This is a genomic window from Variovorax sp. KBW07 (assembly GCF_003852515.1).
GTDB lineage: Bacteria > Pseudomonadota > Gammaproteobacteria > Burkholderiales > Burkholderiaceae_C > Variovorax.
In genome coordinates, this window is sequence record NZ_QAJK01000120.1 from 59,488 (window position 1) to 83,797 (window position 24,310).

26 protein-coding genes are annotated in these 24,310 nt (G+C 64.9%); 19 read left to right on the forward strand and 7 right to left on the reverse strand.

The features are described from left to right. Nucleotides 1-105: 105 nt before the first annotated feature. From DBV14_RS22575 to DBV14_RS33490, 9 genes are all read left to right on the forward strand, one after another. Nucleotides 106-1,044, forward strand: a complete 939-nt coding sequence (locus tag DBV14_RS22575; protein ID WP_124462263.1) for a DedA family protein/thiosulfate sulfurtransferase GlpE — start codon at nucleotides 106-108, stop codon at nucleotides 1,042-1,044. Nucleotides 1,045-1,132: 88 nt separating this feature from the next. Beyond that, nucleotides 1,133-2,431, forward strand: coding sequence for an MFS transporter (locus DBV14_RS22580; RefSeq protein ID WP_311732858.1), 1,299 nt, complete (start codon nucleotides 1,133-1,135; stop codon nucleotides 2,429-2,431). Between the two features lie 59 nt (nucleotides 2,432-2,490). Further along, nucleotides 2,491-3,420: a phosphotransferase family protein gene (locus tag DBV14_RS22585; RefSeq protein WP_124462265.1), complete on the forward strand. Its 930-nt coding sequence runs from the start codon at nucleotides 2,491-2,493 to the stop codon at nucleotides 3,418-3,420. Between the two features lie 122 nt (nucleotides 3,421-3,542). Further along, the gene (locus DBV14_RS22590; protein ID WP_260397189.1) at nucleotides 3,543-4,499 is read left to right on the forward strand and encodes a TraB/GumN family protein; all 957 of its coding nucleotides are present in this window, start codon (nucleotides 3,543-3,545) and stop codon (nucleotides 4,497-4,499) included. Nucleotides 4,500-4,521: 22 nt separating this feature from the next. Next, on the forward strand, nucleotides 4,522-5,406 hold the full coding sequence (locus DBV14_RS22595; RefSeq protein WP_221621909.1) for a DUF4272 domain-containing protein: 885 nt from the start codon (nucleotides 4,522-4,524) through the stop codon (nucleotides 5,404-5,406). 26 nt (nucleotides 5,407-5,432) lie between these two features. Beyond that, nucleotides 5,433-6,818, forward strand: coding sequence for a cache domain-containing protein (locus tag DBV14_RS22600; RefSeq protein ID WP_124462269.1), 1,386 nt, complete (start codon nucleotides 5,433-5,435; stop codon nucleotides 6,816-6,818). Next, nucleotides 6,815-7,456, forward strand: coding sequence for a response regulator transcription factor (locus tag DBV14_RS22605; protein WP_124462271.1), 642 nt, complete (start codon nucleotides 6,815-6,817; stop codon nucleotides 7,454-7,456). Before DBV14_RS22600 ends, DBV14_RS22605 begins: the two co-directional genes overlap by 4 nt. A gap of 365 nt (nucleotides 7,457-7,821) precedes the next feature. Continuing rightward, on the forward strand, nucleotides 7,822-8,064 hold the full coding sequence (locus DBV14_RS22610) for a hypothetical protein (RefSeq protein WP_124462273.1): 243 nt from the start codon (nucleotides 7,822-7,824) through the stop codon (nucleotides 8,062-8,064). Between the two features lie 10 nt (nucleotides 8,065-8,074). Beyond that, nucleotides 8,075-8,248, forward strand: a complete 174-nt coding sequence (locus tag DBV14_RS33490; protein ID WP_185546093.1) for a hypothetical protein — start codon at nucleotides 8,075-8,077, stop codon at nucleotides 8,246-8,248. 81 nt (nucleotides 8,249-8,329) lie between these two features. Here the strand turns inward: DBV14_RS33490 and DBV14_RS22615 are convergent, their stop codons facing one another. Beyond that, nucleotides 8,330-9,667, reverse strand: a complete 1,338-nt coding sequence (locus DBV14_RS22615; protein WP_124462275.1) for a glycosyltransferase — start codon at nucleotides 9,665-9,667, stop codon at nucleotides 8,330-8,332. 444 nt (nucleotides 9,668-10,111) lie between these two features. On the opposite strand from DBV14_RS22615, the gene DBV14_RS22620 reads away from it, so the two are divergent. After that, nucleotides 10,112-11,569 (forward strand): beta-propeller fold lactonase family protein, encoded by a 1,458-nt coding sequence (locus DBV14_RS22620; protein ID WP_185546094.1) that lies wholly within the window; start codon nucleotides 10,112-10,114, stop codon nucleotides 11,567-11,569. A 129-nt stretch (nucleotides 11,570-11,698) separates the two neighbouring features. On the opposite strand, the gene DBV14_RS22625 is transcribed toward DBV14_RS22620, so the two are convergent. Together DBV14_RS22625 and DBV14_RS22630 are read right to left on the reverse strand one after the other, a co-directional pair. Next, on the reverse strand, nucleotides 11,699-12,004 hold the full coding sequence (locus tag DBV14_RS22625; RefSeq protein WP_124462278.1) for a hypothetical protein: 306 nt from the start codon (nucleotides 12,002-12,004) through the stop codon (nucleotides 11,699-11,701). After that, entirely contained in the window at nucleotides 11,982-12,650 is a 669-nt protein-coding gene (locus DBV14_RS22630; protein WP_124462280.1) for a hypothetical protein, read from the reverse strand. The genes DBV14_RS22625 and DBV14_RS22630 overlap by 23 nt, the downstream gene beginning before the upstream one ends. 224 nt (nucleotides 12,651-12,874) lie before the next feature. Between DBV14_RS22630 and DBV14_RS22635 the strand changes: the two genes are divergently transcribed. Together DBV14_RS22635 and DBV14_RS22640 are read left to right on the forward strand one after the other, a co-directional pair. After that, nucleotides 12,875-13,330: a DUF5990 family protein gene (locus DBV14_RS22635; protein WP_124462282.1), complete on the forward strand. Its 456-nt coding sequence runs from the start codon at nucleotides 12,875-12,877 to the stop codon at nucleotides 13,328-13,330. A 132-nt stretch (nucleotides 13,331-13,462) separates the two neighbouring features. Continuing rightward, a complete protein-coding gene (locus tag DBV14_RS22640) occupies nucleotides 13,463-14,086 on the forward strand; it encodes a DUF938 domain-containing protein (RefSeq protein ID WP_124462284.1) in 624 nt (207 codons plus the stop codon). Between the two features lie 58 nt (nucleotides 14,087-14,144). On the opposite strand, the gene DBV14_RS22645 is transcribed toward DBV14_RS22640, so the two are convergent. Both DBV14_RS22645 and DBV14_RS22650 read right to left on the reverse strand, forming a co-directional pair. Beyond that, nucleotides 14,145-14,987: a HEAT repeat domain-containing protein gene (locus DBV14_RS22645; protein ID WP_185546096.1), complete on the reverse strand. Its 843-nt coding sequence runs from the start codon at nucleotides 14,985-14,987 to the stop codon at nucleotides 14,145-14,147. 81 nt (nucleotides 14,988-15,068) lie between these two features. Continuing rightward, nucleotides 15,069-15,494 carry a VOC family protein gene (locus DBV14_RS22650; protein ID WP_124462288.1) on the reverse strand — a complete coding sequence of 142 codons (426 nt, stop codon included), beginning with the start codon at nucleotides 15,492-15,494 and terminating at the stop codon, nucleotides 15,069-15,071. 125 nt (nucleotides 15,495-15,619) lie between these two features. Between DBV14_RS22650 and DBV14_RS22655 the strand changes: the two genes are divergently transcribed. The 4 genes from DBV14_RS22655 to DBV14_RS22670 all read left to right on the forward strand — a co-directional run bounded on the left by DBV14_RS22655 (nucleotide 15,620) and on the right by DBV14_RS22670 (nucleotide 18,851). Then, nucleotides 15,620-16,312: a YafY family protein gene (locus DBV14_RS22655; protein ID WP_124462290.1), complete on the forward strand. Its 693-nt coding sequence runs from the start codon at nucleotides 15,620-15,622 to the stop codon at nucleotides 16,310-16,312. A gap of 91 nt (nucleotides 16,313-16,403) precedes the next feature. After that, a complete protein-coding gene (locus tag DBV14_RS22660) occupies nucleotides 16,404-17,132 on the forward strand; it encodes a hypothetical protein (RefSeq protein ID WP_124462292.1) in 729 nt (242 codons plus the stop codon). Between the two features lie 27 nt (nucleotides 17,133-17,159). Further along, nucleotides 17,160-17,669, forward strand: a complete 510-nt coding sequence (locus DBV14_RS22665) for a hypothetical protein (RefSeq protein ID WP_124462294.1) — start codon at nucleotides 17,160-17,162, stop codon at nucleotides 17,667-17,669. A 78-nt stretch (nucleotides 17,670-17,747) separates the two neighbouring features. Then, nucleotides 17,748-18,851: an SMP-30/gluconolactonase/LRE family protein gene (locus tag DBV14_RS22670; protein ID WP_124462296.1), complete on the forward strand. Its 1,104-nt coding sequence runs from the start codon at nucleotides 17,748-17,750 to the stop codon at nucleotides 18,849-18,851. A 12-nt stretch (nucleotides 18,852-18,863) separates the two neighbouring features. Here DBV14_RS22670 and DBV14_RS22675 read toward each other — a convergent pair whose 3' ends face one another. Then, nucleotides 18,864-20,072 (reverse strand): serine hydrolase, encoded by a 1,209-nt coding sequence (locus tag DBV14_RS22675; RefSeq protein WP_124462299.1) that lies wholly within the window; start codon nucleotides 20,070-20,072, stop codon nucleotides 18,864-18,866. A 160-nt stretch (nucleotides 20,073-20,232) separates the two neighbouring features. On the opposite strand from DBV14_RS22675, the gene DBV14_RS22680 reads away from it, so the two are divergent. Then, nucleotides 20,233-21,339 (forward strand): helix-turn-helix domain-containing protein, encoded by a 1,107-nt coding sequence (locus tag DBV14_RS22680; RefSeq protein WP_260397190.1) that lies wholly within the window; start codon nucleotides 20,233-20,235, stop codon nucleotides 21,337-21,339. Between the two features lie 182 nt (nucleotides 21,340-21,521). Further along, the gene (locus tag DBV14_RS22685; RefSeq protein WP_124462301.1) at nucleotides 21,522-21,800 is read left to right on the forward strand and encodes an HU family DNA-binding protein; all 279 of its coding nucleotides are present in this window, start codon (nucleotides 21,522-21,524) and stop codon (nucleotides 21,798-21,800) included. Nucleotides 21,801-21,810: 10 nt separating this feature from the next. Here the strand turns inward: DBV14_RS22685 and DBV14_RS22690 are convergent, their stop codons facing one another. Beyond that, on the reverse strand, nucleotides 21,811-23,220 hold the full coding sequence (locus tag DBV14_RS22690) for an MFS transporter (protein ID WP_124462302.1): 1,410 nt from the start codon (nucleotides 23,218-23,220) through the stop codon (nucleotides 21,811-21,813). Between the two features lie 106 nt (nucleotides 23,221-23,326). On the opposite strand from DBV14_RS22690, the gene DBV14_RS22695 reads away from it, so the two are divergent. Beyond that, nucleotides 23,327-24,277 (forward strand): LysR substrate-binding domain-containing protein, encoded by a 951-nt coding sequence (locus tag DBV14_RS22695; RefSeq protein WP_124462304.1) that lies wholly within the window; start codon nucleotides 23,327-23,329, stop codon nucleotides 24,275-24,277. Nucleotides 24,278-24,310 lie beyond the last annotated feature (33 nt).

Here is a 24,310-nt window from a genome sequence, read left to right on the forward strand (position 1 = left end):
AATGGCCCATGCGCGGTACGTTCATGGGCCATGCTGGAGAATCGCGGGTGGCATGAACCCCATTTCTCCAACGCGAACCCTCCCCGCACCGACCCGAAGGCTGCCATGGCACAGCTGATGTCGCTGCTGGTGCAGAACGCGATCCTGGTGGTGTTCGTCGTGAGCTTCGCGGCCCGCCTCGGGCTGCCGGTGCCGGCCGCCGCCGTGCTGGTGGTGACCGGTGCGCTGCTGGCGGCGGGCGATGTCTCGGTGGCCGGCGTGGTGCTGGCCGCCGTGGTCGCCAACCTGCTGGGCGACGGGGCCTGGTTCTATGCCGGCCGGCGCTTCGGCTACCGCTTCATGCGCCTGCTGTGCCGCATTTCGCTGTCGCCCGACTCGTGCGTGCGGCGCGGCGAATCGCTCATCACCGACTGGGGCGGCCTGTCCCTGGTGGCCGCCAAGTTCGTGCCGGGCGTGTCGGTGGTGGCGCCGCCGATGGCCGGTGCGCTGGGCATGTCGGTGCGGCGCTTCATCGGCTTCGACGTGGGCGCCGCGCTGGTCTGGACCGGTCTGTTCCTGGGCCTCGGCTGGCTCTTTCGCAACCAGATCCAGGAAGTGCTGGCCGTCATGGCGCAGGCCGGCGGCATTGCCACGGCCGCGCTGGCGGTGCTGCTGGTCGTGATCCTGGCGGTGCGCTACTGGCGCCGGCTGGCTTTCAAGCGGCTCACCGGCATGCCGCGCATCACGGTCGATGAGCTGCACGAACTGCTCAGTGGCGAGCAGCCGCCGATCATCATCGACGTGCGCGGCAAGGCCGGCATACAGGTCGATCCGCGCCGTATTCCGGGGGCGCTGCCGTACACCCTCAAGGCGCTGCAACAGCGCACCCTCGACCTGACGATCGACCCCGAACGCGACGTGGTGCTGTACTGCAACTGCCCCAACGAAGTGTCGGCCGCCCAGGCCGCGCGCGTGCTGCTGGCGCGCGGCGCCCGCCGTGCCCTGCCGCTGACCGGCGGGCTCGACGCCTGGGTCGCCTCGGGCCGGCCGACCAGCCTGCATTGACGGGCGCAGGCAGAAGTCAGCCTGCCGTGCTATGGTGCCGAGCCAAGGGTTAACCCTTGGCTCCTCTGATAGCCCAACGAGGCCCTCCGTGCCACTGCCCGACGCTCCCCTTCCCAACGCAGCCCAGTCGGCCAAGGCCGATGCGGCCGACAAGGCGCACGACGCCAGCCATGCCAGTTCCGCCAGCCACACCGGCCTGTCCCCGGCGCTGACGCTGGTCTTCGCCATTGCCTGCGGCCTGTGCTGCGCCAACATCTACTACGCCCAGCCGCTGATCGGCCCCATCTCCGAAACGCTGCAGCTGCACGCCGGCCTTGCCGGGCTGATCATGACGCTCACCCAGCTCGGCTACGGCGCGGGCCTGCTGCTGCTGGTGCCGCTGGCCGACGTGGTCGAGAACCGGCGGCTCATCCTCGGAGCGCTGTTCGGCGCCGTCGTCGGGCTGGTGGGCATTGCGCTGTCTGACTCTGCCACGACCTTTCTCGCGGCTTCTTTCGTGGTCGGCGTGTGCGCTGTCGCGGCGCAGGTGCTGCTGCCCTTTGCCTCGCACCTCGCGCCCGAGGCCACGCGCGGCAAGGTCGTCGGCAACATCATGGCCGGCCTGCTGGGCGGGATCATGCTGGCACGGCCTTTCGCGAGCGTGGTGGCGGCCAGCCTGGGATGGCGCGCCGTGTTCTGGATCTCGGCCGTGCTGATGGCCTTGCTCATTGCCGTGCTGTGGCGCGCGCTGCCCCAGCGGCGCCCGCATGCGTCCATCGGCTACGCGCGCACCATGGCGTCGCTGCCCGGCATCGTGTGGAACACGCCGCTGCTGCGCCGGCGCGGCCTGTACCAGGGAATGATGTTCGCCGCGTTCCAGGCCTTCTGGACGGCAGTGCCGCTGGCGCTGGTGCACGAGTTCGGCATGGGCCAGCGCGGCATCGGGCTGTTTGCGCTGGCGGGCGCGGCAGGCGCGCTGCTGGCCCCGGTCGCCGGCCGGCTGGCCGACCGTGGCCTGACCCGGCCCGCCACCGGCGCGGCCATTGCCATCGCGCTGCTGTCCTTCGTGCTGGGTGCCGTGTCGATGCACTTCCATTCGCTGGCCGGGCTGGTCGCGGCGGGCATTCTGCTCGACGGCGCGGTGCAGTTGTGCCAGGTGCTCAACTTCCGCAGCCTCTTCATGCTGGCACCCGAATTGCGCGGACGGCTCAACGGCCTGTTCATGACCTTCATCTTCCTCTGCGCGGCCGTGGCCTCGGGCATTGCGGCCGCCGTGTACGCCTTCCATGGCTGGACCGGGCTGAGCCTGCTGGGCGGTGGCTTCGTGACCGTGGCGCTGCTGTACTACGCGACCGAGTTCACTGGGCGGACGATGCCGGCCACGGCCGTTGGCGCCACGGGGCGCTGAGCCTTCAGGGGCACGCCCCGCACGCACCTAGCGGCCCTACCGGCCCTACGATACGGGCCGTGAAAAAGACCAAGGCCCTGCCCGCATCGATCCTCGCCGCGCTGACGCGCACCATGGCCGGCGTTGCCGAACTGGTTCCGCTCGTGGAGGGCGAGGAATCGCAGGCCTTTGCCTTCGAATGGCGGGGCGATGGCTACGTCGTTCGCATCAACCGCGAAGCCAGGGGTTTTGAAAAAGATGCGTTTGCCGCCCGCCGGTTCGCGGCACCCGGGCTGCCCGTTCCCGAGGTGACCGCCATCGGCCGGCTCGACGAAGGGCCGTTCTATTGCGTCTCCCGGCGCGCTCCCGGCGTCACGCTGCAAGACCTCGCCCCCGCCCGGCTGCCGGCCATCGTCGGCCCCGTGGCAGGTGTGATGGATGCCATTGCCGCGTCGAGCCTTGCTTCGACAAAAGGCTACGGCCGCTTCGATGCCGACGGCATCGGCGAGCACGCCAGCTGGCACGGCTTTGTGACCTGCATCGCCGATGAGGCCCGCTTCGACTGGCGGCCGGTTGCGGGCCTCGCCGGACGGGCCGGCATGCGGCGCATCGACCGCCATCTGAAAGAAGTGCTGGCGCTGGCCGCGCATTGCCCCGAGACCCGCCAGCTTGTGCACGGCGACTTCGGCGCCAACAACGTGCTGACCGACGGCCAGGCCATCACCGGCGTGATCGACTGGTCCGAAGCCCTGTTCGGCGATGCGTTGTACGACGTGGCCAACATCTTCTTCTGGCGCACCTGGCTCGACTGCATGGACCAGCAGGCCCGCTTCTTCGAGGCTGCCGGCGGCAGCGGCGAGACGGCTGGCCATGGCGAGCGGTTGCGCTGCTACCAGTTGCGCATCGGGCTGCAGCAGGTCCATGAGTGCGCCGTAATTGGCGATGCGCAAGACCTTGCGTGGGCGCTGAACCGCTGCGACGAAATCGCCACCATAGACTGGGCGCCATGAAGTCTTCATCCATCTTGACAGCTGCACTGGGTGCGCTCATCGCAATAGCCGGCTGCACGAGCGCATTCGCCTCGGAGCCCCCGGCCGGGCCAGCGACTGCGCCATCAGCTGCAACCGCCGTCGTGGCCGACGCCGCAAGCACCGAAAGCCCCGGGGCCAGTGCATGCCCGCCGAGCGCGACGGATGTCTTGCCCAAGTCCGGATGGGAGTCCGCCGCGCGCCGCGCCATCGATCGCGGCCTGTTGTGGCGCATCGAGAAAGACGGCCGCACCTCGTGGCTCTACGGGACCATTCACATCGCTAGGTTCGATTGGGTCATGCCCGGCCCGACCGTGAAGGCGGCGCTGCAGCAAAGCGACACCATTGCACTGGAGATCAACCTCCTGGATGCCGAGGCGATGAAGGGTGCGCTCGCCAGCCGCCAGGCCGAACCCGCCGCGAAGGAAAAGCTGTTGAGTGGCGAGCGCGGCCAGCGCATGGCACGGCAGATGACCCTGGCCTGCGCGACCGACGAGTTGCAGGCCCGGCTCAACCGGGTGCAGCCCATTCTGCAGGCTATCGCGCTGACCATGCTGGCCGGGCGCGCCGACGGGTTCTATGCGGAATTCGGCATCGACATCTTCCTGTCCGCCTTCGGACGCAGCGCCAACAAACCCGTGGTGGCCCTCGAGACAGTCGCGGACCAGATGAAGCTGCTCGGCGCCAACGGCGGAAGCAGGGAGGCCGAACAGGTCGACCAGATGCTGGACCAGCTGGAGTCGGGCAACGCGCGCCGGCAACTGCGTGAACTCGCCGAGGCCTGGGCGCGCGGCGACCGGGACATGCTGGCCAACTACGCCGACTGGTGCAATTGCCTCCAGTCCTCCGCCGCGCAACGGCAATGGAAGCGCCTCGTCGACGACCGCAACCCGGGCATTGCCGATGGCATCGAGCGACTGCATGCGAGCGGCAAGCGCGTCTTCGGCGCTGTCGGTGCGCTGCACATGGTGGGGCCGCGTGGCCTGCCGGGGCTGCTCGCGCAGCGGGGCTTCACGGTGACTGCTGTGCTGCCGGTGGGCGAAGCAAAGGCCGCGAACTGACCACGCCCCTGGAACCCAATCCATGAACCTTCTTCGCCGCTGGTGGGACCGGCAGAACGAACGCGATGCCTTCAAGAAAGGCATGGCCGCGTTCAGCAGGCATTGCGCGGACGTCGTGAAGCACCATGTGCCCGATGCCACCAGCGTTCGCACCCGCGCCATCTGGTACGGCGACCAGACCCGCTCGCGCGTCGTGTGGACCGATGCCAGTGGCCGCAAATGGCAATGGCCTCTGTACTTCGCATTCAACGCCTGCTTGCGGAAACCCGCGGAGCGCGACGCCATCGTCCTGCGTTCGCTGCAGGCCGTGTTGAACCCGCCCCAGCCGCAAGACGAAGACGATGCAGAAGAAGAGCTCTGGGTGCCCCGCACCGCGGAGCAGGTCGCGCAGCGCCTGCTGGCGCTGATCGCCGTCGTGTGGCGCGCCAATGCCAGCGAAGAGATCGCGCAGCAGGGCATTGCCTGGGCCAGGGAACATGGCATCGATGCCTTTCTTTCTCCCCAAGAACTGCGCTTCGTGTTCAACGCGCAGCGCCCGCCGCAGCAAGACCTTGTCAACTTCGGATGGCGCGCCGAAGCCATGCTGCCGATGGCCTGGGCGCTGGGCGCCATTCCCACGCTGCCGCCGTCGCATCGGCGCGCCGACATCTGGAAGATTCCGCTGGTGCAGCAGGCCCGCCAGTCGCCGGCCGACTTCATCGCCAGCGCCAGCCTGCGGCCCGATGGCGAGGTGAGCGACGAAGAACACCGCCTGCTCGACGAGCACTGGCATGTGCGCGATGCCCAGCTCCGCCGCCAGCCCATTCCCTCGGGCCTCGACGCGGGCATCGTCCTGGAGCGCCGCTATGCGCTGAGCTGGATGGTCGGCTACGGCAAGAACTGGGACGAGGTACCCACCGATACCTGAGGCCCCGGTGGTAGCCTTCCACCCCGATGAACCTCCGTACCAAGATCGTTGCCCTTGCCGTGGCACCTTTGCTCATTGCATTGGTGCTCGTGGCCCTGGCGGTGCGCCACCAGGAGCACGACCTTGCGCAGCGCGAGCGCGCCCTCATCGAGCGCAGCTACATGGCCCAGCGCCGCAGCGAGCTGCGCAGCTACGTCGAGCTGGCCATCAGCAACCTGCGCCCCCTGTACGAATCGGGCCAGGACGACGAGGCCACCCGCAACGAAGCCTTGCGCCGGTTGGCTTCGCTCGACTATGGCGATGACGGCTACTTCTTCGTCTACGACCTGCAGGGCAATTCGCTCATGCATTCGCGCCAGCCCGAACTGGTCGGCCAGAACCTGTGGGAGCTGCGCGATTCGAATGGCCGCTACACCATCCAGGAGCTGATCAAGGGCGCCCAGGAAAAAGGCGGCGGCTACGTCGAGTACGAATGGCGCAAGCCGTCGAGCGCGCAGACCGCGCCCAAGCTCGGCTACGTCACCGCGCTGCCGCGCTGGAACTGGATGGTCGGCACCGGCCTGTACCTGGACGACATCCAGTCGACCATGGACACGCTCGACCGGCAGATGAACGCCAACGTCACCGCCACGCTGCTGTGGATTGCCGGCATTGCCGCGCTGTGCCTGGGCGTCGTCAGCGCGGCCGGCCTGCTGCTCAACCTCAGCGAACACCGCACGGCCGAAGCCAAGCTGCGCCTGCTCGCACGGCGCGTCGTGCAGTCGCAGGAAGAAGAGCGCGGCCACCTTGCACGCGAGCTGCACGACGGCACCAGCCAGACGCTGGTGTCGGCCAAGCTGCTGATTGAATCGGCCGTCGATTCGCTCGACCGCCAGCAGCAGCCCACGCCGCCCGCGCTCGGCAAGGCGCTGCAGCGGCTCAACGATTCGCTGCTCGAGGTGCGCCGCATCTCGCATCGCTTGCGTCCCGCGTTGCTCGACACGCTCGGCCTGCCCGCCGCGCTCGAACGGCTGGTCGACGAGTTCAGGGAAGAGGGCGGCGGCGTCGATGCATCCATCATGCGGCAGGGCGAAGCCTTCGAGCTGTCGCCCGAGGTCAAGACCGCGCTGTTCCGGCTCACGCAAGAGGCGCTGACCAACGTGCGCAAGCACGCGCAGGCGCGCCACGTGCACATTTCGCTGAGCTTCGACGAAGAAGAGGGCGTGCGGCTCGAAGTGAGCGACGACGGCACCGGCTTCGACATCGACGCCGTGCAGCTCGACCCACGGCGCGGCATCGGCCTGCGCAACATGCGCGAGCGCATGGAATCCATCGGCGGGCGGCTCACCATGTGCAGCAACGCGGGGCGCACATCCATCGAGGCCGAAGTACCGACCCGCAGTGCGAGGGCCGAAGCAGCGGCATCCACATGACAAGCACCACGAACACCATCCGGCTTTTTCTTGTCGACGACCATCCGCTCGTGCGCGATGGGCTGCGCGCGCGGCTCGGCAGCATGCCCAACCTGGAGATCGTCGGCGAGGCCGGCAGCGCTGCCGAAGCGCTCGCGCTCGTCGGCACCGTGCAGCCCGACCTGTTGCTGATGGATGTCGGCATGAAGGACATGAACGGCATCGACCTTGCGGCGCTGCTGCTGCAACGCCAGCCCGCGCCGCACATCGTCATGCTCAGCATGTACGACAACCCCGAGTACGTGCAGAAGGCCCTGCAGGTGGGCGCGCGCGGCTACGTGCTGAAAGATGCGCCGGCCGCGGAGATCGTCGCTGCCATCGAGGCCGTGTCCGCGGGCGGCACCTTCCTGAGCCCGGCCGTGTCGAAAAAACTGTTTCGCAACCAGGAGCCGCGGCCGCTGCTCACGCCGCGCGAGAGCGAGATTCTTACGGCGCTGGGCCGGGGCGAATCAAGCAAGCAGATTGCGCGCGACCTGGGCTTGAGCGTGCGCACGGTGGAGGCGCACCGGCAGAGCATCAAGCGGCGGCTGGGGATCGAGGGGCAGGCCGAGCTCATCAAGTACGCGGTGGAGCATGCGCGGGAATTCGGGGGGCGCTGAGTTGCTGGTTGCTGCGCTGTTCTGTTTTTGCGCTGACTGACCGACTGACTGTCAGGGCTTTGTGTATCGCTGCTGCCGCGCAGTGATTACTTGAGCGAATCGAGCATTTCTCGGCAGAAGTTTTTTCTGCGGCGGGCTGGTGTTCTCTACAGTGAATGCCCCTGTGATGAAACGACCCGCTATGTGGGTGAGGAAGGCCGCACACACGACACACCACGGATGAATGAACCGCTTCGCTTCACGGCGGGCTGTCGATGCGACGAGCATTGATGCGAACGTGAAGCACAAAAGGCGACGGCCAAGGTGCGCGAACACCATGACCGTCTGACCAAGTGACGTGCATTACCTTCGAAGGAGCACAACAAATGGCTAAACGAATTATGGCCCGGCCTGCTCGGCTGGAATCTTCTGGCACCAACCCGCCGAGTGCAGCGGACCTGCTGGAGAACAAGCTGGAGCAACTGAACTCATTGCTGTGGTGCTGCTACGGCGCCGGCGATGGATGGTTCGAAGATGCGGGGGAAGCGCATCGGGACAATCTGCTTTGGATTGCCTCTGATCTGGCGAGGGAGGCTGTGGCGTTGTTTCAGGAGAGTGAGCGGAGGTAGGCGGCTCACGATGTCAGCGGCCTCGGTGGATCCCCGCCAAGTATTGCTGGTCGACGATTTTGAGAAGTACGTTCATCCCGGCCAGAAAGCACAGTGGCTGCAAGTTGAGCACTTCGACCATCCCTATAGCTCAGCGGACAGCGGCCTCGCCAAGATGCTCGAAACATTGGCGGCGCGGATCTGAGTGATGGACGTTGCGTAACTCTGCGGCGGGAATCGGCCAACACCGGGCGTCATCGCGCGGGCGCAATGTGAATTCACTCGGTCATCCTCGGCTTGCGGCCGCCCCGAAGAGCGCGGCTTCAATTCGATCCAGCAACCAAGGCAACTCGTGCTTTTGCGCCATCTTTTGCGCGATGGCGCGGCATGCCTGTGCGACATCGTGGCTGACAAGTAAATGGGCCAGTCGTTTTTGCATTCGCCCGACGGACAAACGCTTTGCCTGCAGTACGTCGGCGACACCCAGTCGCTTGGCACGAAGACCGTTGTCAAACTGATCGTAGGCGAATGGCACGATCAGTTGAGGAGTTCCCGCGCGAAAGGCGTCGGCGGTTGTGCCAATGCCACCGTGGTGCACAACCGCTGCCACACGTGGTAGCAGTGACGCGAAAGGCGCATGTGCTTGCCACATGACGGAGGATGGCAGTGGATCGGGCAGTTGCGCAGCATGGGGGGTGACAAAGATCCCCCGCCGACCCAGCCGCTTCAATGCCTTCAACGCAGTATTGAAATACCGAGCAGCGTGCTGATGCCCTGTACCCGGAGTGAAAACAATCGGCGGGGCGCCGCCGGACAGGAACTGCTCCAATTCGGGCGAGAACGCCACCTTGCCCTGCGCGGTTGTACTGACAAACTCACCTTCCGAGAAAGATTGCGGCCAATCTGGCTGAACGGCTGCGTACCAGTTTGGAAAAAATCCAAGCGAAGCACTTGGCGCGGTCAACATGTGCTCAAAAAAATGCGGCACCGGAGGCTGCCCGATCTGGCCTCGCGTGGCATTGAGGCTGGGCAATGTGACCGGATTGATCCAGCCCTTGTGGATCAGTTTCCACAGCGCCTGCCGCCAACTGATCGGGATCCAATCTGGTATGCGCAATGACCCGGCGGTCAGCATGTCGTGACTGCTGCACAGGTTTGATGGCGCCAGGTGGCCCGCAACAATGCGCAAGTCCGGGCGAACAGACCTTGCCAACGCTGCCATCGGAATCAGAATCGGGTGACTCAACACCACGCAAGAGTCATTGGCGGAAAACTGCTGCAGGAGCTGACGCAGGGCGCCAAGGTGAGGCGCCAGCCGACTCCATATCACGCCCCAACCCTTGCGTTCATCCCAAAGGTCTGGGTCATTCAGCAGGGCTCGCCATTCATCATGGGTTCCGAAGGTTTGGCAAGGCACGCCTGCCGCCAGAACGATGGACTCATGAAATTGAGGCACCAGCATCAACACGCGATGTCCGCGTTCCAGGAGACCCTGGCTCAGTGTGATGAAGGGAAATATGTCTCCACCCGTTCCGCTGGCAGCGACGACGATGAGCGAGTTTGGAGTCTGATCGAGGACACCATGCGGCAAGGCGAATGTCGGCGGCTTGCTGCCGTCAGTCATGTTTCCATCTCAATCCCATAGTCGTTGCGTTCTTCATCGTAGGCATCCTGGTGCACTATGGGCAGTCGCTTGAGAAAAAATCCGGTAGTGCTGCCTGCATGGTATGCGACGCACATCGAGGTTGATGTCGAGGCAGCCGTGGGCGATGCGATTGAGCGTCGAGCGTTTTGCGCGCGCGCCCCTATGGCGATTCGACTCGCCGGGAATGGCTGCTTCTAGGAAGTACGACCGTCTCTCGTGGGCCCATCGCGGCTGTACACCACGCTCCCAAGCGGCTGCTCGGAAGACCCGGTGCGACATGTGCTTGCACGCTGCCCCTGCGGCCCGGCCGCCCCAGGGTTCCCGTGCGCACTCACACGTTTCGGTGAGTGACTCCTCGTCATGAGGAGACTACGCTTACATAAGTCCACATCTTGTTGCGCCTGTTCTACGGTGCCCAATTCCATGCCCAAGCTTTCCATGCACCGCGCCGCTGTCGCGCTTCTTTCGTCTGGGCGTGCAAGACGCATCGGCTTGAGCCTCGCGGCCGCTGTGACGCTGTCACTCCTGGCTTGTGGTGGTGGGAGTGGCGGCGGTGGTGGCCTGCCCTTCGCGCCGCCCTCTGGCAACGCAATTGCGCCCTCCGCGCCGGCTCCGGGCAACACGGCGACCTACCAGGTCACCGGTTCGCTCTCGGGTCTGGCCGCGGGGGAGTCGGTCACCCTGCTGAGCAATGGCCAGCCTATGGTGATGTCACAGAACGGGACATTCCAGGCCGCATCCGGTCTGGTCACCGAGGCGGCCTACACGGTGACGGTCGGCACCCGGCCCCGGACTCAGGCCTGTGTGGTGACGAACGGGACTGGGGTCATTGGCACGAGCAATGTGAGCAACGTGAGCGTGGCCTGTGCCACCAGGCAGCAATTCGCCTACGTGACGAGCGTTCGCGGCAGCATCGCGGCCTACCGCATCGATGCCACCACCGGCGCGCTCACCGCCATCACGGGCAGCCCGTTCACCACGGGAAGTGACGCCTTCTCCATCACTGTCAATCCAGCAGGCACCTTCGCCTATGTGCTGAACTGGACCGACAAAACCGTCTCGGCCTACCGCATCGATGCTGGCACCGGCGCGCTCACGGCCATCACGGGCAGCCCGTTCGACACGGGAGCCGCCCCCAACGAAGTCACAGTCAACCCCGCAGGCACCTTCGTCTACGTGGCGAACAAAGACAGCAACAACGTCTCGGCCTACCGCATCGATGCCGCTACCGGCGCGCTCACGGCCATTACGGGCAGCCCGTTTGCCACGGGAAACAGTCCCAGCTCGGTCACAGTCAACCCAGCAGGCACCTTTGCCTATGTGGCGAATCAGGGCGACAGCACCGTCTCGGCCTACCGCATCGATGCCGACACCGGCGCGCTTACCATCGCGGGCAGTCCGTTCGCCGCGGGATATGGTTCCAAATCCGTCACAGTCAATCCAGCAGGCACCTTCGCCTATGTGGTGAACGCTGGTGCAAACACCGTCTCGGCTTACCGCATCGATGCAGACACCGGCGCGCTCACCGCCATCGCGGGCAGCCCGTTTGCCACGGGATCCGGTCCCATCGCCCTCACAGTCAACCCCGCAGGCACCTTCGCCTATGTGACGAACACTGGCGGCAGCTCCGTCTCGGCCTACCGCATCGATGCCGCCACCGGCGCTCTCACCGCCATCACGGGCAGCCCGTTCGCCACGGCATTCGGCCCCTGGGCGATCACGATCAACCCCATAGGCACCCTCGCCTATACGGCGAACATAGGCAGCGACACCGTCTCGGCATTCACCATCGATGCGGCCACCGGCGCACTCACCGCCGTCACGGGCAGTCCCTTCCGCACGGGATTTGGCCCCAACTCCATCACGGTGGCTCAGCCTTGACTTGAAATGGTTTGCTGCACAAGTCTTCATTGAAACAATGGACGATGGCCTGGGGTGAGCTTCGGCATCGTCAGTCAGCGCGGCTCAATTGAGAGGGCGTTGCGAAGGTCCGTTTGTGGCTGACAGTCGTCAACGGCTCTTGGTGCGTCGCACTCGTCCAATCAGCGCCAGCAAAATTCCGAGCGCAGAGAGAACTGCGGCCATGATCCAACCGTTCTCGACCGGCGCCACGCGGTAGTAGTGTCGATGATCACCGAAGAGGTTGATTGGTAAGACAGAGCTGAGCAGTATCAGCAGCAAGATGCCAACGCCGGCCAGAACATAGCCCGTCCTCTCAAGCCATGTTCGGCGCGTCCGTGTCGCTTTATTCGACGTGTTTCGCATGAAGTCCTGAATGTCCGGTTCTGACCAACTAGGGGCGATTTCGCGCGTCATCAACGGCTAGCACCTCCACGGAAATCGAGGCGAGTCCGCGGGCGTCGATGTCTTCGCATTCGACCCATCGATGGGTTCCGAACCCGGAAGGTTCTTTGTGCTGGGAAGCAATGATGACTGTCGCCACAACCCCAGCTACAAGGCCAAGCTGGGTTCCCACCGCAGATCCAATCGATCCGCCCAGGTGGTCTGGATTACTCAACGCGGTGGAGACGTAGAAGAACCGCCGTTCTCCCGCTTTGAGTTCGATCGACAAGCTGTCAATCTTCGAGTCGGGTGTATTGGACTTGGCACCGGCGAGGCGGTGTGTGCCAGGTGGCAGGCGCAGGGCAATGTATGTGTCTACCGGCAAGGTCTGAGTGGGCGAGCCATCAACAGACGGAACCAGCACGGACTTGTCGTGGGGCGATCGCAGAAGGTAGACGATCGCGTCGTCTGCTGTTGGCTTCTGCCAGACAATTTCTCTGGGCGCAACAGGTTGCTTTGCGGAATCCCTTGGACCTGCGCAGCCTGCGACCAATCCGATCAACACGAGCCCGAAGATGACGCGCTTCATCAAGTTTCCCTTTTCTCGTCGCCTGGTGCTCCAGACAGCCAGTTGACCCAATGTATTCGTTCGAATGCGATGTGAGCCGATGGCGATCATGAAATCGGAAGGGCTGTGACGAATGTCTAGTTGTGGTCGCACTTTGACATCTCTCCGCACGCTCATATTCGGCCAGCATGCCGTGCCACTCGCGCCGGATTCTGCCTCAGTATCGAGGCCGCAGAATGCCCTGCGCGCATCCCACCTGGCCCTTGGCTGCGCAGCCAGGGCGGCTTCGGCGTGCGGATCAAGCCGGTGCGAGCGTGGCCTCTAAACTGCAGCCTATGCAGACCGATCAAGCGAGACACCTTCAACTCATTCTCACCCTGCAGTCGCCTCCGTCTGGCGTGGACTTTGCCGTGCAATGCGGTCGCGATGGCTTGGTGAAGCCCTTCCTCGCCACGACAGACGTGGTGTCGTTCGCAATCACGCTGGCGCTTGGACCTTCACTCGCAGATGGGTCCCCCAACTTCCGGGGCCCTTTTGCACAAGGCACGCCCACAGACCGGTTCGTGTACGTGAACTCCGGCTTCTACGCAGGCCAGATGGGGACGCCGTGGGAGCGAAGGGCGAAGATCAAGCTGGCGGGTATTCCAATCGAGCTTGCGGAAAGCGCGGCAGGCAAGCCGGATGCCGCGATCGAGGCTCGCATCCACGGAACCATGAAGGATGGTGGGCCGGTGTGCGCCAGTGTTCGGCCTCCGCAGATTTCCTGGCAAATGGTGACGCGGCCAGCTTGAGCGGGTGAGCTGCCGTCGGCGTCGGTCACTCACCTTGGGCGATGGATGATGCGCGGGCAAGTGACTGCTGCATGTGCCTGCTTTATCTTGCCCTGATACCCTTCAAACCGCCCTCATCAAAGTCCAATCCGCATGCCCGACCTTCCCTACAGCCCCGCCGCCGACCGCAACAAACAGCCCATCCTCGATGCACTGACCCGCATCCTCGGCGAGCGCGGCACTGCACTGGAGATCGCATCCGGCACAGGTCAGCACGCCGCCTGGTTCGCAGCAGCAATGCCCCAATGGATCTGGCAGCCCACCGATGCAGATGCGCGCATGCTCCCCGCGCTTGCCGGTCGGGTTGCAGAAGCTGCGCTCCCCAATCTCCGTTCACCACTCCTGCTCGACGTGATGTCACCTCAATGGCCATCGGAGGGCTTCGCATTCGCTCAAGGGGAAGAAAAGTTCGACGCGATCTACTGCGCCAACATGCTGCACATCGCGCCGTGGGCCACGTGCGCGGCCCTGATGCAAGGGGCCGCACGTCATCTGCTTCCTGGCGGGGTGCTGATCACATACGGACCTTACTTCGAAGAAGACGTCCCGCCAGCGCCGAGCAATCAAGCGTTCGATGAAGACTTGCGTGCCCGCAATCCCGCGTGGGGCATCCGCCGCCTGAAGGACGTAGCGGAAGAGGCTCACCGATCTGGCCTCGCGTTGCGCGAGCGGCATGCGATGCCTGCGAACAACTTGCTGTTGGTCTTCGGTTTCTAGCGGGCAGCGAAACCATGGAGACGGATGCGCTGCGGCGTCGGCCGCCTTCCTTGTCGCGCTAGGCCGTCACGGTGCACGCAGCAATGGCTGCGTGCAGGCGAGCAAGCCAATAGCTACCAACCTCTGACTCTTTCAAGTCACGCGCAGTTCTTCGCAGCGCATCCAGTAGCAGAGGACTTGCCAACTTCTCCGCCGCATCCAGTTCGAACACGCGGCAATCGGCGTTCAGGTGTTCGGCCAAATAGTCAGTGGCTCTCGGGTCACCTCGCTCCGCCAGCCCCACCAGCGCCTCGCCGCGGACCTCTGGGTCACGGTCCTGCAGGTTCTTCCATAGAAGCTCGCGGATCGCCGGCGTGTCCACATCCTGCATCGAGCCCAGGCCGAACGTAGCCCAGTTGCGCACGAGGTCATCTGCGTCACCCGCAAGCCGAAGCAGCGCTTCAATGGCGGCCGGTTCAGGGTATCGACCCAGTGCGACCGCAACGTCCCACCGAAGCAACGCATCGCGATGCGTCGACAGTCGAACGAGTTCGCCCAGCGCCGCAGGGTGCGGCCGATGACCGAGCCCTGAGACCGCCGCGCGAACCACCTCATCGTGCGCATCGTGCAGGCCCGCGAGCAACAGCGATTGCGTCTCGTCCATGGCGTACTCGATGCTGCCGAAATCGCCATCGTGTTTGCGCTGCCGCAATTGGGATGCGATGTACAGGCCGAGGCTTCGACGTCTCCAACTCGCACTCCCCGCCAGTCGTTGCGCAAGGCCGAGCGTGTGCGGCGAACCGCGCAACTGCAACTCGACAATCGCGCACCAGTGCCGGTCACTTCCCCAATCACGCAGCGCGATGCGCACCAACTGCTGCTGGGTCCGCTTTCTGTTGAGATTTTTCGCCGGTTTCTTCATGGCGGCCGATGTTAGCTGTCGGTGCATCGGACCTGAAGCGATGCCTTGCGGCGTCACGTAAACAGCGGGCCACAGCGCCCATCAACCCGCGCTGTACTGCGCCGCCACATCCAAAACCCACACCACCCCAAACCGATCCTTCAACATCCCATACAGCGCAGACCACGCCGAAGCCGCAATCGGCTGCAGCACCGTCGAACCTTCGGCCAGCTTCTCCCACAGCGCGGCGATCTCTTGTGCCGTCTCGCCGCGCACGGAAACGAAGAACGCGTTGTCGCCCTGGTTCCACGGCGTGCCGGTCGGCACGTCGAACGCCATCACGCAGAACCCCTTGTCGGCCGCCACCTGGCCCCACACCACGTGGTCGGCGTCGGCGGGGTCTTGCACATGCCCCATGTCCTTGTACGTGATGACCTGCATCTGTCCTCCGAAGACAGACTGATAGAACGCGAGCGCCTCGCGGGCGTTGCCTCGAAGATTGATGTGCGCGGTTGCTTTGACAGACATGGCTGGCTTTCTTTCTGTAGCGTTGAAGAAGAGAAGAACGGTTAGCGAAATTGCTGCTGTTACTCTAGCCAGACCACCTGTCAATTCCTGGCAGTTGCTATCACCTCCGAAACCTCGAACTCCCGATGGCCCGCCCCGACCGCCTCTTCCGTCTTCTCCAGGCCTTGCGCACGCTGCCCGCGCCCGTCACCGCGGCCGTGCTGGCGGAAGAAACGGGCGTGTCGGTGCGGTCGATCTACCGCGACATCGAGAGCCTGCGCACGGCCGGCGCCGACATCGGCGGTGAGCGCGGCTATGGCTATTGCCTGATCGAAGACGGCACGCTGCCGCCGCAGATGTTCAGCCGCATCGAGATCGAGGCGCTGGCGCTGGGCCTGGCCGAGGTGCGGCACATGGGCGATGCGGCTCTGGCCAAGGCGGCCGCGTCGGTGCTGGGCAAGGTGGTGGCGACCTTGCCGTCGACGAGCCAGCAGCACATCGTCCATGCCGTGTCGCAGGTGCATCGCTTCGACGACGAACAGCAGCGCTACGCGCCGTTGCCCGACATGCGCGTCATTCGCGAGGGCTGCTGGCGCGAAGAGGCGCTGATGATCCGCTACACCGACCGCGGCGGCGAGGCGACCGAAAGAAAGATCTGGCCGCTCGCGATCATGTATCTCGACAGGATGCTGGTGGTGCTTTCGTGGTGCTGCCTGCGCGAAGACTTCCGCATGTTCCGCGCTGAGCGCATCCAGTCGGTGGAGGCCACGGGCGCCAGCTTCAGGCCGCAGCGGGTGGCGTTGCTGCGGCGCTATCAGGCCGAGCTGGCGGGGCACTAGCGCCTGGCTGCGTCGGCGACTTGACGAACGCACCGGTGCATTCGGTGCATGTACATTTGCCAATCCCTGCACGGCTCCGTTCGTTGGCCGCATGAACACAACACAGATCAGTAGAAGGCGCTTTATGGGAGGAGTCGCGAATCTCGGAAGAAGCCTCGACAGGTCGAACTGGAAATCGGCAGGGCTTGTGTTGCGCTCGATATCGGTCCGAGGTACGGTCGTGTGTGGCGCCCTTGTCGCGTGCATGCTTTCCGGCTGTGGTTCGGTGCCGAAGGAGCATTCGGCAGAGGTTCTCCAGATCGGAAAATCGTTGGGTGCGGAGAGGCAGAATTTTCTTCTCTGCAGTTCCGAAGGCCTTCTGGCGCTTCATATGGCGCGCAGCTACATTTCGAGCCATCGCGACCGCAACGCTGTGCTCCCCTACATCGGCCCGTCGACATTTGACAAGGAGTTGGCGGCCGAACTTTTCCGGCGGGTCGATGCAGGCGAAATCGCCTACCACTTCGATTTTGCGACCGACAAAATCTACGCATGCGGGGCGAGATTGGGTGTTCCTCTGCCGCGCCCCTGGACCGTCGCCCGCACGTGCTACGCAAGGCTTGATCTGCCCCTTCTGTACCACTACGCCAAGCAGCGTCGCGTTCCGAAGGTCGAGGCGATCCAGATCGCATTGAAGAAGACGCCAGATCGCAACATCTATCCCGAAGCGATGCTGGTTTCGCTTGCCGACGAGGCCTACAAGGTGGATACCGAAGACGATCAGCGCAGCTTCATGGAGGCCGTCTTCTGGCGCTGCATGCTCGCCGAAAAAAGCAAGTGAACCTCCATTGAAAAAACAGGTGCAAACATGAACCGCTCATTCTTCGGCGCTCCCTTTCGCCCCGTGCGACTCGCTCTTCTCCTTGGCCTTCTTGTGTCTCACGCCGTGGTCAACGCGCAGCCCGTTCCGTCCCCCGGATCGAAGCTTCAATTGGCGCCCGCCGATCTTGCCAAGTGCGCCGCCGCGGCGGGGCGAAAGGTGCAGCTCCTGAAGGACACGAAGACGTTGTTTCCCGACCAGAAGATCGACACGTCGAGCACCGTCGCGCAGATGGCGGACTTCATCAAGACAAGCTGCGCCTTCTCCACTGCAACCTTCGCCTTCGATACGCTGGCGGCGGAACAAGACAAGTACCAGATCAGGGAAAAGCAATTGGTCGCGCGCTGCAAGGTAACGAACAGCTGCATCTCCGAATACATGGAAGAGCTGGACGCGACACTCCGTCGTTGCGAAATCTACAAGGCCGAGAACGCGGAGATGGTGCACAAGCTGGTCAGCGCTGCGCCGGTGCAGTGCAGCCCGATCATCAACGAATGACAGGTGATGGCCGGTTGCCGACAGACTGACGAAAAGTCACCGGAATCGAGGTCTTTCCCAAAAGCAGGACACAACGACATGCTGAAGAAAACTCTTGCGCTTCTCGGCCTCCTGCTCCTGGCAGCCATCGCCTACCTCGCGCTGTGGCCGGTGCCCGTCAAACCCGTCGTCTGGTCCGCTCCCACCGATCCCGGCTACACCGGCGCCTTCGCGGTGAACGACAAGCTGTCTCACCTGAACATGATCGACCTCGGCCGCGAAGAGGGCCCGGAGCACATCGCCATCGGCCCCGACGGCAAGCTCTACACCACGGTGCTGAGCGGCAACATCCTTCGCATGAGCGCCGATGGCAGCGCGCAAGAGGTGTTCGTCAACACGGGCGGCCGCGTGCTCGGTTTCGACTTCGACGCGGCGGGCAATCTCATCGCGGCCGACGCCATGAAGGGGTTGCTGTCGGTCAGTCCATCGAAGCAGATCAGCGTGCTCACCAACCAGGTCGAAGGGCAGCCGATCCTTTATGCCGATGGCGTGGTGGTGGCGCGCAGTGGCACGATGTATTTCACCGACGCGTCGACCCGTTTTGCGCCGGCCGATTGGGGCGGTACCTTCGAGGCCAGCGTGCTCGACATCCTGGAGCAGGCGGCCACGGGCAGGGTGCTGGCCTACGACCCGGCCACGAAGGCCACGCGTGTCGTGGCGCGCGGCCTGGCGTTCGCGAACGGCGTGGCATTGAGCGCCGACGAAAAGAACCTGTTCGTCGCGGAGACGGGCAAGTACCGCATCTGGAAGATCGATGTGGAGGCGCGGAACCTCGACGTGGGTGCGAGCGCCAACTCGCAAGCCACCGTGCTGCTCGACAACCTGCCCGGCTACCCCGACAACCTGATGCGCGGGCTCGACGGCAAGATCTGGGTGGGGCTGGTGAAGCCGCGCAACCCGACCATCGACAAGCTGGCCGGCAAGCCCTTTCTGCGCAGCGTGACGATGCGCCTGCCGCGCGCGCTCTGGCCGGTGCCGAAAGCCTACGGCCATGTGGTCGCGTTCAGCGAAGACGGCAAGGTGCTGTCCAGCCTGCAGGACGAGACGGGCGCCTACCCCGAGACGACGGGCATCACCGAAACGCGCGATCGGCTCTATGTGCAGAGCCTGCATGCCAAGGGGCTGGGCTGGTTGAAGCGATAGCCAACCCGTTCGCTATCCGGCGGCCACCGCCGCCTGAAACAGCGAATAAATCTCGCGCTGCCAATCCCCCGCGCTGTCGATGCCGGTCTGCGCCAGCACCGTCTGGGTCTTCATGTCGATCAGCACGCGTTGCCCTTCTGCGCCGCTGAAAAGCGGCCAGGAACCATCCGCCTTCGCGTGCCAGATGAAGGCCTTGTAGGCGGCGGGCGCCGGCGTGCCGAGTGCGCCATACCGGACCTGCGCTTCGTTCGATTCCCAGCGGCTGTAGCTCTCGATCCATTCGCGGCTAACGATCTGCCGGCCGTTCATGTGGCCGCGCTGCGCGACCAGCCGGCCCAGGCGGCTCCAGTCGCGCAGGCGCGCGGCAAAGCCGATGCAGTTGAACTCGTTGCGGTGGCTGTCGGTGAGCCACGTCGCGTTGGCCTCGGCGCCCATCGGCTTCCAGAGAAACTGCTCGGCGTATTCGGACAGGCTCATGCGGCAGGCCGCCCTCAGCACCATGCCGATAGTGAGCGGGCACAGTTCGTTGTAGTTGAAGCGGGTGCCGGCCGCTTCCTTGCGGGTGTTCCAGTTGTGCACGGTCGATTCGATGTCCGCGCGCGGCCCGGTGAGCGCGGCGGGGTAGATGGTGTTGTTGCCTTGCTCATGAACGATGTCGGCGCCGCTGGACATGTTCATGAGGTTGCGCAGCGTAGTTTCGCCGTGCAGCGTGCCGGCCAGCGAAGGCACGTACACGGCGGCCGTGTCTTCGAGCGAGGCAATGTCCTTGCGGTCCAAGGCGATGCCGAGCAGGAGCGATGTCACGCTCTTGGACATCGACCAGCCCATCATGCGCATCTCTGCGTTGCGGCCGAACTGGTACTTCTCGAACCAGACTTCGCCGCGCCGTGCAATGAGCAGGCCGGTGACCGGTGCCGTCGCCATGTAGTCGTCGGGCGTCTTCGAGGCGCCATTGAAGTTGTAGCGAAGATTGCCGCGGGGCGCGTCGCGCAACACGTCTTCCGGCCCGCACTGGATGGTGCGGTTCGAGAGCATCGACTCGAAGCCGCCCGAAAAATTGCCGACCCTCATCCGCTTGTCGCGAGACAGCCCGCGCGGCGAACCCCAGCCGGTGGGGTAGCCCGCCGCGGCACCCCAGGGGTCGGCGGCATCCTGGGCCAATGCCAGCGTGGGTTGCATGATGGCGGCGGAGCCTGCGGCAAGAAGTGTTCTGCGGTGCATGGGGTTCCAGGTGCTGAAGTTGGGTCACCGGATTCGACCACAGCAGTGGGCTGTGCGGCACGCGGCCCGTCGTGGCTCTTGAACCCGATGCTTCTCGATGAAAATCGCTGGCCACCAGCACCTTCGCGCACCTTCACACAATTCCGCCCTGCCCACCTTCATGTCCTCAGATCGCGTTGTTGCAGAACGAGAACGCCTGCTGCTGCCACCGGTGCCGCCGGTGCTCGCGCCCGGCATCGTCCACACGAGTTTCAGCGTGCAGGGCGACGCCCGCCAAAGCCTGTCGGCCTGGCAGGAGCGCATGAGCCCGGTGTATGACATACGCCCGACATCGGCGCATGGCGAAGAAAGCTTCGACGCCTCGCTGTCCCGTTTCTCCATAGGCGACCTGACTTTCTTCGACATCCACACCAGCCCCAACGTGGCGGTGCGGTCGCTGGGCCGCGTGTCGACGGAGAGCGTGCGCGACATCACTTTCAGCGTGTTCCTGGAAGGCGCGCCCGCTCACTTCCACGGCCACAAGCGCCAGGCCGAGACACCGCACGCGCCTCCCGTGCCGTCCGCGCCGAGCATCCTGGCGCTGGACATGGACCAGCCGTGCACCATCCGGAGTTTTCGTGGGCGGATGCTGCTGTTCTTCGTGCCGCGCGCGCTGGTCGAGAGCGCCTTTCCCGATGCGGCGTCGTTGCATGGCCGCCGCGTCGAGGCGACCACGCCGTTGGCGCGCACGCTGGTGGCGCACCTGGTCGCGCTCAATCGGCAGATCGTAGGTCTTGGCAGGGAAGAGGCAAGCGAGGCCTTTTTCACCGCGATTCAATTGCTGGCCGCGGTTTTCAGCCGGCAGGCGGGGCTGTCGGGTGGCGCCCGCGCGGCGGTGCGGGCGGCGGTTCATGGGCAGGTGCGGCGCCATGTCGAGGAGCATCTGCATGACCCCGACCTGTCTCCCGACAGCGTGTTGCAGTCGCTGCGCCTGTCGCGTGCCAGCGTGTACCGCCTGTTCGAGCACGAAGGCGGCCTGGCCGCATACATTCGCGCCCGCAGGTTGCGAATGGCGGCCGACGAGCTGGTTCGTTTTCCGCATGTGGCGGTGCAGGACATCGCGGCGGGGCTGGGGTTCAACAACGCATCGAGCTTCACGCGTGCGTTTCGCCGGGCCTACGACATCGCTCCCCAGGAGCTGCATGCGTACGCGCCGTTGCTTCGGCGCGAAAACCCGGCAGGCTCGTCGGGCCGGCATTCTGCCTGGCGGGCACGGGGTTTCGGGTAGGCGGAGCGCCGCGATGGCGGTCGGCGCCGACGAACAAGACCCGGTCATCAATCACGATGTTTCAGTTTTGAAACGCCTGCGTCCCACGATACGGGCTCCGGGGCGTTTAAATTCGGTGCCGGTGCGCTTTGCGCGCACTGACATTTTTACCAACCCTTCCATTGAAGAAAGAATCCCTCGTTTTGAACAAGACCGAACTCATCGCCGCCATCGCCACTGACACGGACCTCAGCAAGGCCGACGCAGCCCGCGCGCTCGACTCCGCCATCGCCAACCTGTCGAACGCCCTGGCGCGTGGCGAAACGGTGCAACTGATCGGCTTCGGCACCTTCACGGTGGCGAGCCGTCCCGAGCGCTCGGGCCGCAACCCGTCGACCGGCGAGCCGATGACCATCAAGGCCAGCAAGGCGCCCAAGTTCACGGCCGGCAAGGCACTGAAGGACGTGGTCAACGCGGCCTGATCTTCGTCAGTCAGCTTCCGGCGGCATCCGCGTCGCGCGGCCTCCACTGCGCAAGCAGGGTCAGCACCGCGAACACGAGGATGACCGCCACGCCCGGATACAGCATCGACAGCTGTGTGCCGGGCAAGATCGCTGCGGTGACCACCGCGAGGCCGCAGGCCCCGCCCACCTGCAGCGAGCTGTTGAGCAAGCCGGCGGCAAGCCCTTGCTCTTCGTCGGCCACGCCACTGGTGCCGGCGACCATCAGCGCCGAGATGCTCAGCGCAAAACCCACGCCCCACAGCACCGATGCGGGCAGCAACACCCCCCACAGATCCGGCTCCGGGCCGATGCGCAGCATCAGCAGGTAGCACGGCACGAAGGCCGCGAGCCCGACCCACAGCACCCGGCCGACGCCGAACCTGCTGATGAGCGCGCCGATCTTCGGCCCGATCACGACCACCATCAGCCCCGCGGGCAGCAGCACCAGCGCCATCTGCCACGGCTTCCAGCCTTGCAGGTTCTGCAGGTACAGCGCGATCAAGAACTGAAAGCCCATCGCGCCGCCATACAGAAGCGCCGCGCTGATGTTCGCCGCCACCAGGCGCCGATTGCGGAAGATGCCGAGCCGAATCAGCGGCTGCTTCGCGTTGCGCTCGATGACGACGAAGCCCGCGAGCAGCAGGAGGGCGGTCACGAATCCGCCGATGGTTCGCAGCGACGCCCAGCCCGCTTCTTCGGCGGAGACGACGGTGAACACCAGCAGCAGCGTTCCCGCGACCAGCGTCAGCGCGCCGCCCATGTCGAGCCGCAGCCGCTCGGTGCGCGGCGGGTCCGGCGGCAGAAAGCGCAGTGCGGCCCACAGCAGCAGCAGGGCCACCGGAATCGGCAGGATGAAAATGAAGCGCCAGTTCATTGCCGCGAGCAGGCCGCCGATCAGCAGGCCCGACGAGTAGCCCGAGGCCTCGAAGAGGTTGAAGATGCCGAAGGCCCTGTTGCGTTGCGGGCCCTCGGCAAAGGTGGTGGCCAGCAGCGACATGGCGGCCGGCCCGGTAAAGCCCGCGGCCATGCCCTTGACGAAGCGCGAGACGATCAGCAGGAACGCGTTGTCGGCGAACACACCGAGCACCGACACCAGCGCGAACACCGCCAGCCCGGCGACCAGCACGCGCCGCCGGCCGAACAGGTCGGCGCAGCGCCCGCCCAGCAAAAGAAAGCCGCCGAACGCCAGGATGTAGGCGCCGACGAACCATTGCGCGGTGCCCGCGCTGATGCCGAACTCGCGCTGGATCTCGGGAATGGCGACGGCGATCATCGAGATGTCGAGCCCGTCCAGCAGGATCACGCCACTGAAGATCAAGAGCGCGATCCACAGGCGCGCGGGCCATTGCAAGGCCCCGTGGGCCGTCCGTTCTTCGCAGGGGGTGGCGCTTGCCGACATCTATATTCGCTCCATCGTTGTCAATCCGGACGATCATTCCCCGTCGGGCACGCACAGGGAAACGAGCAGTTCTTGACGAACCATCAAATGGAGCTTGAAGATCGATATGAACCGCATGCTGCCGGGCACCCGCGCCCTTCGGACTTTCGAGGCGGCCGCGCGGCTCTTGAACTTCACGCGCGCGGCCGACGAGGTGGGGCTGACGCCCGCGGCGGTCAGCTACCAGATCAAGGAAATCGAAGACCAACTGGGCGTGGTGCTGTTCACGCGCACCAGCCGCACCATCCAGCTCACACCGGCCGGCGCTGTGCTGTTCGAGGCCACGGCCGATGCGCTCGACACGCTGCATCGCGCCGCCGGTCGCGCCCGCCGCATGACGCGCAACGCCGCGCACCTGCGTGTTTCGCTCAGTGCCAGGTTCGCGACCAACTGGCTGCTGCCCAGGCTCGCGCAGTTCAGGGCAGCCAACCCGGGGCTGGAACTGACCTTCGACATCAGCGACGAGATCCGCAGCTTCGACATGGACGACATCGACGTTGCCATCCGCTTCGGCACGGGCGCTGGCGCGAACACGCGCGCGGACAAGCTGTTCGACACGGTGATCGTGCCGGTCTGCACGCCCAGGCTGCTCGAAACCGGTCCCAGGTTGCAGGCGCCGGGCGATCTGTTGAATCACACGCTGTGCTACGTCGACTGGAAGGCCGGCGACATGGTCTGGCCCGACTGGCGCATGTGGATGAAAGCGGCCGGCATCGACGATTTCGACGACAGCCGCTGCGTGGCGTTTGCCGACACGGGTTTCGTGGTGCAGGCGGTCATCGAAAGCGGCGCAGTGGGCCTGGCGGATCTTGAAATGATCGCCACCGATCTTGCGCAGGGCCGGCTGGTGCGGCTGTTCGACGTGGGCGTGAGCGTGGCGCAGCCCTATGCGTACCACTTGGTCTACCCGGAGGGCAGCAGCGAAGACCCGCGCGTGTTGGCGTTTCGCGAGTGGATGCTGGCGGAGGCGGGGCAGTGGATTTCCCCGCGGATGCGGGTCATTGCGCCGGGTGGTTGAAAGGCAGTCGCGCTAGAGTCTGCCCACGTCCAC

What these genes read in the sequence shown, in the direction of transcription:
- DBV14_RS22680 (WP_260397190.1), top strand. Translation starts at nt 20,233, where the DNA reads ATGTCCTCAGATCGCGTTGTTGCAGAACGAGAACGCCTGCTGCTGCCA.
- DBV14_RS22625 (WP_124462278.1), bottom strand. Translation starts at nt 12,004, where the DNA reads ATGACGCGCGAAATCGCCCCTAGTTGGTCAGAACCGGACATTCAGGAC.
- DBV14_RS22690 (WP_124462302.1), bottom strand. Translation starts at nt 23,220, where the DNA reads ATGTCGGCAAGCGCCACCCCCTGCGAAGAACGGACGGCCCACGGGGCC.
- DBV14_RS22665 (WP_124462294.1), top strand. Translation starts at nt 17,160, where the DNA reads ATGAACCGCTCATTCTTCGGCGCTCCCTTTCGCCCCGTGCGACTCGCT.
- DBV14_RS22675 (WP_124462299.1), bottom strand. Translation starts at nt 20,072, where the DNA reads ATGCACCGCAGAACACTTCTTGCCGCAGGCTCCGCCGCCATCATGCAA.
- DBV14_RS22620 (WP_185546094.1), top strand. Translation starts at nt 10,112, where the DNA reads ATGCCCAAGCTTTCCATGCACCGCGCCGCTGTCGCGCTTCTTTCGTCT.
- DBV14_RS22635 (WP_124462282.1), top strand. Translation starts at nt 12,875, where the DNA reads ATGCAGACCGATCAAGCGAGACACCTTCAACTCATTCTCACCCTGCAG.
- DBV14_RS22575 (WP_124462263.1), top strand. Translation starts at nt 106, where the DNA reads ATGGCACAGCTGATGTCGCTGCTGGTGCAGAACGCGATCCTGGTGGTG.
- DBV14_RS33490 (WP_185546093.1), top strand. Translation starts at nt 8,075, where the DNA reads ATGTCAGCGGCCTCGGTGGATCCCCGCCAAGTATTGCTGGTCGACGAT.
- DBV14_RS22610 (WP_124462273.1), top strand. Translation starts at nt 7,822, where the DNA reads ATGGCTAAACGAATTATGGCCCGGCCTGCTCGGCTGGAATCTTCTGGC.
- DBV14_RS22640 (WP_124462284.1), top strand. Translation starts at nt 13,463, where the DNA reads ATGCCCGACCTTCCCTACAGCCCCGCCGCCGACCGCAACAAACAGCCC.
- DBV14_RS22655 (WP_124462290.1), top strand. Translation starts at nt 15,620, where the DNA reads ATGGCCCGCCCCGACCGCCTCTTCCGTCTTCTCCAGGCCTTGCGCACG.
- DBV14_RS22595 (WP_221621909.1), top strand. Translation starts at nt 4,522, where the DNA reads ATGAACCTTCTTCGCCGCTGGTGGGACCGGCAGAACGAACGCGATGCC.
- DBV14_RS22605 (WP_124462271.1), top strand. Translation starts at nt 6,815, where the DNA reads ATGACAAGCACCACGAACACCATCCGGCTTTTTCTTGTCGACGACCAT.
- DBV14_RS22670 (WP_124462296.1), top strand. Translation starts at nt 17,748, where the DNA reads ATGCTGAAGAAAACTCTTGCGCTTCTCGGCCTCCTGCTCCTGGCAGCC.
- DBV14_RS22600 (WP_124462269.1), top strand. Translation starts at nt 5,433, where the DNA reads ATGAACCTCCGTACCAAGATCGTTGCCCTTGCCGTGGCACCTTTGCTC.
- DBV14_RS22645 (WP_185546096.1), bottom strand. Translation starts at nt 14,987, where the DNA reads ATGAAGAAACCGGCGAAAAATCTCAACAGAAAGCGGACCCAGCAGCAG.
- DBV14_RS22630 (WP_124462280.1), bottom strand. Translation starts at nt 12,650, where the DNA reads ATGATCGCCATCGGCTCACATCGCATTCGAACGAATACATTGGGTCAA.
- DBV14_RS22695 (WP_124462304.1), top strand. Translation starts at nt 23,327, where the DNA reads ATGAACCGCATGCTGCCGGGCACCCGCGCCCTTCGGACTTTCGAGGCG.
- DBV14_RS22650 (WP_124462288.1), bottom strand. Translation starts at nt 15,494, where the DNA reads ATGTCTGTCAAAGCAACCGCGCACATCAATCTTCGAGGCAACGCCCGC.
- DBV14_RS22615 (WP_124462275.1), bottom strand. Translation starts at nt 9,667, where the DNA reads ATGACTGACGGCAGCAAGCCGCCGACATTCGCCTTGCCGCATGGTGTC.
- DBV14_RS22660 (WP_124462292.1), top strand. Translation starts at nt 16,404, where the DNA reads ATGAACACAACACAGATCAGTAGAAGGCGCTTTATGGGAGGAGTCGCG.